We start from the raw sequence: 8,749 nt of genomic DNA on the forward strand, positions 1-8,749 counted from the left end.
GTCGCCCAGTGAGAACCCCGAACCCAGGAGCAGTCGATGAACCGTCTGAAGAAGGCCGTCGCCACCGCGACCGCCGTCGCCGCCGCCGCCCTGATCCCGCTCACCGCCGCCCCGGCCTCCGCCACCACTGGGCCGGCCACCCACCTCGGGATGACCTGGTCCGTCGTCTCCAACGGCCCCGACGGCACCGTCCAGGTCGGCGGCCCCGGCGGCAGCCCGAGCAACGCCTACAACGGCGACACCGCGCCGTCCGTCTCGCTGCCCGTGCTCTGCCTCAACGTCGACGGCAGCCCGGCCCCGTCCGGGATCAGCCTCGGCTTCTACAACGGCTGGGCGCAGGGCACCGTCGCCCTCAGCCAGCCGGTCAAGGGCTCCCGCCTGAACAGCCGGGCCGCGGCCGACAGCGTCTGCCAGGCCGGTTTCGGCGCCGGCTGGCGCGAGGCCGAGTTCCACGACGGCCACTACGGCACCGACCTGTCGCAGACCGGCGGCTGGACCTTCTGGGCCTACGGCAACATCCCCAGCAACACCCGTTTCTGGACGGCCATCAACGACCAGCCGGCCAACCCCTGGAACTGACCGGACGGCACACCGCCGACGCGCCCGCCCTTCCGGCGGGCGCGCCGCGGTGGCCGGGTTCCGGGATTCGCCGACGGTCCGTCCGGGTACGCCGTACGCTCGGGGCGCAGGCGGTCGGCCGCCGCCCGGGACCCGGAGGAGGACGGCGTGAACACGGCTGCCGCACGGCAGGACACGGCTGCGGAACGCACCTCCCGGGGCGGGCCCCGGATCGACCCGCTGCTCGCCGACCGCGTCACCGAGGCGCTCCTCCTGGCCGGCCTGCCCGTCGGGTACGGCGGACACGGCCCCGGCGTCCAGCTGCGCCCGGCCCGGCCGTTCGACGACTCCGACGACTGCGCCGGCCTGATCGCCCTGCACTGGGAGCCCGGCCCCCGGCTGGCCGCCGCGGCGGCCATGGAGGAGTTCCAGCAGCCGGCCTCCGCCGCCGGCCGGGTCGTCACCAGCAGCATGCAGAACGCCCTGGCGGAGTTCCTGCCGGCCTTCGGCATCGAGGTCGAGGCCGGCCGGCTCGACGGGGAGACCAGGGTCGGCCGTACCAGCGGCCCCGCCCCGGCCACCGGACAGGACGCCGGCCGGGACACCGCCGCTCCGGCCGGGTCCCGCCCGCAGGACCTCGGCATCGGCGCGCACGTCGTCGACGCGGTGCGCCGCACCGCCGCACTGGCCGGACTGCCGGTCGCCGACCACCTGCACGCGCCCGGCATCACCCTCGCCCCGTGCCGGCCCGTCGACGACGGCGACGACACCACCGGCGTCGCCGACCTCCGCTGGAACCCCTCCCGCCGCCTGTCCGCGGCCGCCGGCGGCGACACCCCCGCGGCCGAGCGGGCCGCACGGGCCCGCACCGCCGTCCAGGACGCGATGCGGCACGCCTTCGGCGCCGTCCTCGGCGCCTGCGGCCTCGACCTCCAGTGGTGCCGCCCGTCCGCGCTCCCGTACCAGCTGCGCGCCTACGGCGCCGCCGAGCAGCCGCCGGTACGCCACTGACGCCCGGCCCGCGCGCCCGGGGCGTCCGGGGCGTTCGGGGCGTCGGCTACGGGGCCTCGGCCTCCTCCCGCAGCCCACGGACCGAGGGCCCATGCGGTTGCGGCCGCGGTCGCCAGGGCGTGCGGAGGCGGTGGGCCAGGGCGCTGGCCGCCACGCAGAGGGCCAGCGCGGTCCAGAGCAGCGGGGGGTTCTGCAGGCCCAGGCCGATGACCGCCGGTCCGACCGCGTAGGACACCGTCCAGGTCAGCTGGAACAGGGACATGTACGGTCCCTCGTCGCCCTTGGGCGCCATGGCGACCGCCGTCGCGGCCGCGGTGGGCTTCGAGGCCAGTTCGGCCAGCGCCAGCACCACCGCCACGAGGACGGCGAGCGGGCCCTGGAGGGCGTGCGGGGCGGTGGAGACCGTCGCGGTGAGGGCGATGGCGCCGGCCGCCGCGCCGATCGACAGGCCCAGGACCCGCGAGCGGCTCCAGCCGGACAGCAGCCGGCTGATCCGCATCTGCAGGGTGGTGGCGGTGGCGTAGCGCACGGCGACCACGACAGTCGGCCAGTAGGCGGCCTGGTGGAGGCCCTCCACCAGGTAGAGGGGGAAGGCGACGGTCGGGATCAGCCAGGCCGCCGAGAGCAGCGTCTGGGACGCGACCAGGGACAGGAACGGCCGGTCGCCGAGCGCCGCCCGGGTGTTCGACCTCGCCGCCCGGAGCCCGGGCCGCTCGGCGGCCGGCACGGTCACCCCCAGCAGGAGGGCGGCCGCGAGGAGGGAGCTCGCGCTGTTCAGGGCGAGCGCGACCTCCAGGCCGTGCCCGCCGGCGAGCGCCATCAGGGCGGTCGCCCCCAGGGTGCCGACGCCCAGGGAGGTCGTCTTGAGCACGGTGACCGCGGAGAACCACTCGGTGAGCTCCTCCGGCTTCGCGAACCGCGCGACCAGGGTGGGCCAGGCGGCGCCGTAGAGGCGGTCGGAGGCCGTCACGAGGAAGGTGGCGGCCGCCACGGTGACCAGGTTCCCGGCCGCGAAGAACAGGCCGTACCCGAGCGCGGTCAGGACGTTGCTGACGACCAGGCAGGACTTGGGCCCCACCGCCTGGACGGCCCGTCCGCAGAGCGGCACGACGGCGAAGGACGCGAGCGACCCGACCGTCACGGCGGTGCCCGCGGCGGCCGCCGGGAAGTGCCGGACGGTGACGAAGAACAGCAGCGACAGCGGCAGGAAGACGCCGGAGCCGAACGTGTCGATCGCCACCGAGAGGAACAGCCGCCGCTGCCGACGGAACCGCCCGGCCCCTGTCATGCCACCCCCACCTCGAACCCGCCCCCGACCGCCGCGCGGCTACCGCGTGTCGCGCAGCTTGAGAATGTACGTCGCGGTCAGCGCGACCGCACGGTCCTCGTCCCGCGCGAGCGCCTCGAGGGCGCGGGACGCCGTACCGCCCGGGACGTCCGCGAGCGCCTGGGTCAGCCGCCGGCGCGCGTCCGGGCCGATGTCCTCCTGGGCGAGGCGGTCGACCAGCCCGGCGGCGATCCGGTCCGCCAGCGCGGGGCCGCTCGCCGGCGTGGCGCCGTCCGCCGGAGCGGGATCGTCCACCGGAGCGGAGCCGTTCGCCAGCGCGCCCAGCGCGTCCGCCGCGTCGGCGTCGTTCGTCGCCCCGACGATCATGTCGATGAGCGTCGGGACCGCGTCGGCCACGCCGCGGGCCCCGAGCGCCAGGGCCGCGTACCTGCGGACCACGGCGTCCGGGTGCCCGAGGGCGTCCCGCAGCAGTGCGGTCGCCGTCCCGTCCGGCAACTCGGCGAGGCACCGGACGGCCCGTTCGCGCACCTCGGCCGCGGGCGAGTCCAGCCCCTCCGCGAGCAGGGCCGTCCCGTCCCCGCCCGACTGCGCCAGCGCCCACCGGAGCGCCCCGGCGACGATCGGGTCCGACTCGCCCAGCACGGCCTCGACCAGCGCCTCCACCGGCACCGCCGCGTCCTCGCCCGCGGACAGCGCGGCGCGTTGGCGCGCCCCCGGGCTCTTCGACTCCAGGGCCTGGAGCAGCGCGACGACCCGGAGAACCTCCTCCCACCCGGCGGGCTCCGCGGCGTCGATCCGCCGCAGCCGGGTGAGCAGCTCCGTCTCCGCCGCGATGCGCTCACGGGTCCGGAGGATGAGGTCCTCGACGAGCTCCGCGGGCGCGAAGCCGGGATCGTCCAGGGCCCGTCCGACGTCGCGCAGCGACAGGCCCAGCGACCGCAGGCTCTCGATGTGGAAGATCCGCCGGATGTCCTCGTCCGCGTACCGGCGGTAACCGGAGCCGGTGCGCCCTGTCGGACGCACCAGCCCGAGCGACTCGTAGTGCCTGAGCATGCGGGCGCTGACCCCCGACCGCCGGGCGACGTCGCCGATCAACACTGCCTACCGTCCCTCCTGGCGGCCCTCGCCGAAGACCGCCGTGCGCTTCGCCTCCTCGACGGCGAGCTCGAACCCGGCGTCCGGGTCGTGCCACAGCCGCTCGGTGGCGAGCGCGTGCGCGCGCACCCCGGGGTCGGGGTCCGTCGTCGCGGCGCCCAGCGTCGGCAGCACCGCCTCCCCGAGCGCGACCAGCGCCCGGCTGAGGCTCAGCCGCGTCTCGCGTCCGCCGCGCCCGAGCTGAGCCGCCAACACTACGGCCAGCGCGGGCACCCCGTCCTCGGGTACGAGCACGACCGCGGCCCGCCAGGCGCTGCGGGCCACCTCCTCGTCGGCGTCGGCCAGCAGCGCCGGCGTGATCGCCGGCCACGCCCGCCGGTCCCCGATCTTGGACAGCGTGTGCAGGGCCTGGCTCCGGGCCTGCGCCCGCTCCGCGCGGACCTCGCCGAGCAACAGCGGCACGGTCACCGCCGCCTCGTGGCGGGTGAGCGCCCAGGTGAGCATCTCGCGCACGGAGAACTCGGGCTCGACCGCGCACCGCCCGACGAGCGGGCGGACGAACCCCGCGTCCGGGTTCGTGCCGACGGCCAGCGCCGCCCGCAGGCGCACCGACGGGTTGTCGTGCTCCAGCCCGCGGAGCGCCGCCCGCATCGTGTCCCTGTCCTCTTCCGGCCTGGTCATCAGGACCACCTCCTGGGTCTCAGTGAAGGGCTTGTCACGGTGTCAAGGTCAAGCGGATTCCGTGCGCGGTGCCCGCGACGGCCCGGGTGAGGGCGGGGCGGCGGTCGGGGCGGGCCGGTCGTCCGACGGCGGGATGGAGGGTCCGGTCTTACGGTGAATGTGGGGCTCTGCCGGTGCGGGTGCCCCGCTCCGGGTCGTCCGGAGCCCCTCCACCCGGCTGCTCGTCCCTCCGTCCCCGTCCCCGTCCCCCGTCCGCGAGGCGACCGCGATCGAAGGAGACCGTGTCATGGCCAGCAGTACGTCCGGAGTCGGCCCCACCGCCCGGGGCCGCGAGCAGTACCCCTACGCGTCAGGGTGGACCATCTTCGCCGGGGTCATGCTGATCACCGCCGGCCTCATGGCGATCTTCCAGGGCAGCGCCGCCATCACCCACGACAGCCTGCTCGTCGTCACCCGCAGCTACGTGTACGCGATGAACACCGAGGGCTGGGGATGGATCCACCTCATCCTCGGCGTCTTCGTCGTCGTGGCGGGTGTCGCGGTCTTCAGCGGCGCCGCCTGGGCCCGCATCGTCGGTCTGGTCGTGGCAGGGCTGGGGATGATCGCCAACTTCCTCTGGCTGCCCTACTACCCCCTGTGGGCCATCGTCCTGATCGCGATCGACGCCCTCGTCATCTGGGCCCTGTGCGTCGGAACGATCAAGACGGATCCGATCTGACGGACGGCACGGCCGCCGCTCCACGGGCCGCCCCGGCCCCGGCGGGTCCCCCTCAGCGGCCCGGTGCGGCGCGGCGCCGCCGTCGAACCGTGTGCCGGACCGCCGTCGGTGCCAGCCCCACCCCCACGCTCACGGCGACCGCCGCCGCGGCCAGCAGAGTGGACCGCCAGGGCCAGGACGCGCCGGTCAGCTCCAGATGGGCCGAGGGGTACTCGGAGAACTTCGCGGTGGTCAGTGCCGTCCGGCGGTCGCCGTGCTCGGCGAGGTCCCGCAGGACCGGATCGAAGCCGAACTCCCCGGACCGCCGCCCTCCGCCGGGCAGTTCGGCGGCGAGCCCGTTGCGCAGGGCCCAGTCGCCCAGCGCAGCGTCGAGGCCGGAGGCGTCCCTGACACCGGGCACCACGAAGCGGTCCGCGCCGTGGGCGCCTCCCGTCGCGGGCCGGGTGACGAGGACCAGGCCGTGGCGGGTGGTGACGGTGTCGCCGGCGCCGATCACCAGCGTCCGGGTGGCGAAGGAGACCCCGCCGTACCCCTCGAAGGCGGCGGCCGCGTCGATCTCCTCGACGCCGTCGACCAGGCCGATGGCCGTGGTGGGGCGCAGCCACGGGAACGCGGCGTTGAGGGCGTACGGGAGGTCGCCGAGGGCGAGGTGGTTGGCCGGTATCGCGGTCGGCCCGTCCGGAGTCCAGCCGGGGTAGGCCAGGCCGGTGCCGATACGGGTCGACTCCGCCTCGCCGGCCAGTTCCCCGACCAGTCGCAGCGCGCCCACGGTGCCGGAGGTGACGCCCGCGGTGGTGGTCACCCGCCCGTCCTCGACGTAGCGCCGCCCGCGCTGCCAGTCGACCTTCGGGTAACCGCGCTCCAGGGAGCCGATGTTGGACCAGAACGACGTGGCCTCGCGGCCGTCGAGCAGACCGGAGGCGGCCAGCAGCTCGGAGCCCGCGCACACCCCGAGGATCCGGGCGCCCTTGCGGTGGCGTTCGACGATCCACTGGCGCAGGCGCTCCTCGCCCGCGCCGGCGGGGTCGGTCACGGCGGGCACGACCACCACGTCGGGTTCCGGCAGAGTGCCGTCCGCCACCTCGGCCAGCGTGTGGTCGGGCAGCAGATGGGCACCGCCGGACAGCGGGGAGACACGGCGTTCGGCGGCCACCGTGTAGACGGACATCGTCGGCGACTCGGCGAACACCTGGTAGGGCGCGAGGACGTCGGTGGCCACGGAGCCCTCGTTGCTGACCGCGACCGCCACGGTGACCCTGCCCTCCGGCACCGGCCGGGCGGTCGGCCACTCCCGGGCATCGGATCCGCGGGGCGCGGCGGCGAAGCTGTCCGCCATCGACGCGCTCACCCCCGCGAAGGCGATCCCCGCGAAGGACGCGGCCGCCAGACCCGTGCCCAGCAGCACCCGGCCGGTACGGCGCAGCACCCGGTGCCCCCTGCGGGGCCCGGAACTCATCGCGAACAAGACATACCTCGACAATCCGGGCACGTTCCGGCAGCACGGTGCCGTCGGCCCTCGTGGAAACGGGAAAGGGGAAATCGGAGGAGATCAGGGTGAACCGGTCGCAGAAGAGGCTCTATGCCGAGGAGGCCGGGCCCGTCAGGCGGTCGGCCGCAGTGGCGCCCGCAGCAGCGAGGGCGGGGCCCCGAAGGCGTCGGCGACCACCCGGCGCAGCTGCCGGGCGTCACGGAACCCGCACCGGAGCGCGACCGCCTCCACCGTCAGGTCGGTACCGGACAGCAGGGCACGGGCCCGCTCAAGCCGCAGTTGCCGCTGGTAGGCGAACGGGGTGAGGCCGGCGGCCGCGGTGAAGGCCCGCGTCAGACCGCGAGGGGACAGCCCGGCGATGCCGGCGAGTTCACGCAGGGTGAAGGCGGCGTCCAGATGCTGCGCCAGATGGTCCTGCACCCGGTGCACCGCGGGCTGGACGTGGTCGCGGTGCCGCAGGAACGGACTGATCTGTGCCGCGTCCCCGTCCCGTCGCAGGTACAGCACCAGCTCACGCGCGACCCGCCCGGCCAGCTCCGGGCCGCGCTCCCGCTCGACCAGGGACAACGCGAGATCGATCCCCGACGAGATGCCCGCACTGGTGCTGATCCGCCCGTCGTGCACGTAGAGCGCGGCCTCACGCACCCGGGCCCGCGGATACCGGTCGCGCATCGCCGAGGTGAGCGACCAGTGGGTCGTGCACGCCCTGCCGTCCAGCAGCCCCGCCTCCCCCAGAACGACCGCACCGCTGCACACGGACGCCACCCGGGCACCCGCGTCGTAGGCCTCACGCACCCAGCGCACGACGGCGGGCGCCACCAGCCGGTCGGATCCGGTCAGCCGGGGGCCCGGCACGAGCACCAGGTCACCGGCTGCCGCCCGGCTCGCGTCCAGCGGCGCCAGCCCCGCCAGCCGCAGGCCCTGGGCGGACCGCAGAGCGTCCGCCTCGGCGACGTACTCCAGCCGGTAACCGCCGCCGAGCTGCGCCGCGGCGTCGAACACCTGCACAGGACCGCCGAGGTCCAGCAGATTCACCTCGGGCAGCACCAGGACCAGCACCCGCCCGGTACACCCGTCCGTCTCCTCGCTCACCCCGCCACGGTAGGCCGCGAGGAACCGCCCGCACGAGGTCTCCCGGGGGCGGACGGCGGACGGATCTGGCACTGGACGCGGCGGACGCCGGCCCGGCGCACCGGCCTCAGCACCGGCCGGTCAGGACGGCCGCCCGCCGAACTGCCAGTCGTGCACCTCGACGTCGGCGTACCGCTCCCGGGTCAGGACGGCGCCCGCCACATCCCGGTCCGGCGCCCGGAGCAACGCGGCCGTACCCAGCCAGGCGGTGCCGTCGTCGGACAGCAGCGGACCGTAGGCGATCAGCCCGTCCCGGTCGGCCGGCACGGCGAGGTCGACGGCCGGCCCCGAGCCGAGGCCGAGCACCAGGTACCGGTTGCCGCCGGTCCGGCCGCCGGGGAAGTCCCACATGGTGCGCCCCAGCGTGTTGCTCCACCGCCGCAGCAACACGTCCCGGTAGACGCCCGCCTGGTAGCCCGGCTCGGCGAAGGCGAACGCCCGGGCCGCGGCGGCATCGGGCAGGTCGACGATGTGCACACTGCCGGTGGGGGCGTCGCGGTCCTCGGTGAGGGTCGGACCCCGGGCGATCAACTCCTCCGCGTACCCGTCCATGTAGGACCAGTGCTGTTCCAGCAGTTCGCGGCGCAACGTCCCGGAGCCGGGCCGGTCGCGGTGGTAGCAGAAGAACTCCATGCCCGTAGGGTCCCCTGAAGGAGGCGGCCAGGTCCAGGGCCCGCGTCGACGGCGGATTCCGACCGCATGCCTCCGTGACGGCCGCACAAGGGCGGTGGCCCGGGAGGACTTCCTCCCGGGCCACCGCCCTCGGCCCGTCAGGACC

Annotated in this window: 9 protein-coding genes; 3 read left to right on the top strand and 6 right to left on the bottom strand. The window is 75.6% G+C overall.

All coding sequences use genetic code 11. The features are described 5' to 3' along the window. Nucleotides 1-36: 36 nt before the first annotated feature. Nucleotides 37-579, top strand: coding sequence for a hypothetical protein (locus tag ACLWS4_RS29160; protein WP_380743608.1), 543 nt, complete (start codon nt 37-39; stop codon nt 577-579). 147 nt (nt 580-726) lie between these two features. After that, a complete protein-coding gene (locus ACLWS4_RS29165; RefSeq protein ID WP_416875687.1) occupies nt 727-1,569 on the top strand; it encodes a hypothetical protein in 843 nt (280 codons plus the stop codon). Nucleotides 1,570-1,615: 46 nt separating this feature from the next. On the opposite strand, the gene ACLWS4_RS29170 is transcribed toward ACLWS4_RS29165, so the two are convergent. The 3 genes from ACLWS4_RS29170 to ACLWS4_RS29180 are packed head-to-tail and all read right to left on the bottom strand — an operon-like array spanning nt 1,616 to nt 4,633. Continuing rightward, nucleotides 1,616-2,857 (bottom strand): MFS transporter, encoded by a 1,242-nt coding sequence (locus ACLWS4_RS29170; RefSeq protein WP_416875688.1) that lies wholly within the window; start codon nt 2,855-2,857, stop codon nt 1,616-1,618. A 39-nt stretch (nt 2,858-2,896) separates the two neighbouring features. After that, nucleotides 2,897-3,955, bottom strand: a complete 1,059-nt coding sequence (locus ACLWS4_RS29175) for a HEAT repeat domain-containing protein (RefSeq protein WP_416875689.1) — start codon at nt 3,953-3,955, stop codon at nt 2,897-2,899. A gap of 3 nt (nt 3,956-3,958) precedes the next feature. Next, nucleotides 3,959-4,633: a HEAT repeat domain-containing protein gene (locus ACLWS4_RS29180; protein ID WP_416875690.1), complete on the bottom strand. Its 675-nt coding sequence runs from the start codon at nt 4,631-4,633 to the stop codon at nt 3,959-3,961. Between the two features lie 286 nt (nt 4,634-4,919). Between ACLWS4_RS29180 and ACLWS4_RS29185 the strand changes: the two genes are divergently transcribed. Further along, nucleotides 4,920-5,351 carry a DUF7144 family membrane protein gene (locus ACLWS4_RS29185; protein WP_049656746.1) on the top strand — a complete coding sequence of 144 codons (432 nt, stop codon included), beginning with the start codon at nt 4,920-4,922 and terminating at the stop codon, nt 5,349-5,351. Nucleotides 5,352-5,403: 52 nt separating this feature from the next. On the opposite strand, the gene ACLWS4_RS29190 is transcribed toward ACLWS4_RS29185, so the two are convergent. From ACLWS4_RS29190 to ACLWS4_RS29200, 3 genes are all read right to left on the bottom strand, one after another. Next, nucleotides 5,404-6,807 (bottom strand): DJ-1/PfpI family protein, encoded by a 1,404-nt coding sequence (locus ACLWS4_RS29190; RefSeq protein WP_416875691.1) that lies wholly within the window; start codon nt 6,805-6,807, stop codon nt 5,404-5,406. Between the two features lie 144 nt (nt 6,808-6,951). Then, entirely contained in the window at nt 6,952-7,932 is a 981-nt protein-coding gene (locus ACLWS4_RS29195) for a GlxA family transcriptional regulator (RefSeq protein ID WP_416875692.1), read from the bottom strand. Nucleotides 7,933-8,052: 120 nt separating this feature from the next. After that, entirely contained in the window at nt 8,053-8,604 is a 552-nt protein-coding gene (locus ACLWS4_RS29200; protein ID WP_416875693.1) for a YciI family protein, read from the bottom strand. Nucleotides 8,605-8,749: the final 145 nt, after the last annotated feature.

Origin of the sequence: Kitasatospora sp. SC0581 (assembly GCF_048159585.1) — a bacterium.
Classification (GTDB): domain Bacteria; phylum Actinomycetota; class Actinomycetes; order Streptomycetales; family Streptomycetaceae; genus Kitasatospora.

Coding starts and splice junctions, on each gene's coding strand:
- ACLWS4_RS29160 (WP_380743608.1), top strand. CDS start 37: ATGAACCGTCTGAAGAAGGCCGTCGCCACCGCGACCGCCGTCGCCGCC.
- ACLWS4_RS29170 (WP_416875688.1), bottom strand. CDS start 2,857: ATGACAGGGGCCGGGCGGTTCCGTCGGCAGCGGCGGCTGTTCCTCTCG.
- ACLWS4_RS29180 (WP_416875690.1), bottom strand. CDS start 4,633: ATGACCAGGCCGGAAGAGGACAGGGACACGATGCGGGCGGCGCTCCGC.
- ACLWS4_RS29185 (WP_049656746.1), top strand. CDS start 4,920: ATGGCCAGCAGTACGTCCGGAGTCGGCCCCACCGCCCGGGGCCGCGAG.
- ACLWS4_RS29190 (WP_416875691.1), bottom strand. CDS start 6,807: ATGAGTTCCGGGCCCCGCAGGGGGCACCGGGTGCTGCGCCGTACCGGC.
- ACLWS4_RS29200 (WP_416875693.1), bottom strand. CDS start 8,604: ATGGAGTTCTTCTGCTACCACCGCGACCGGCCCGGCTCCGGGACGTTG.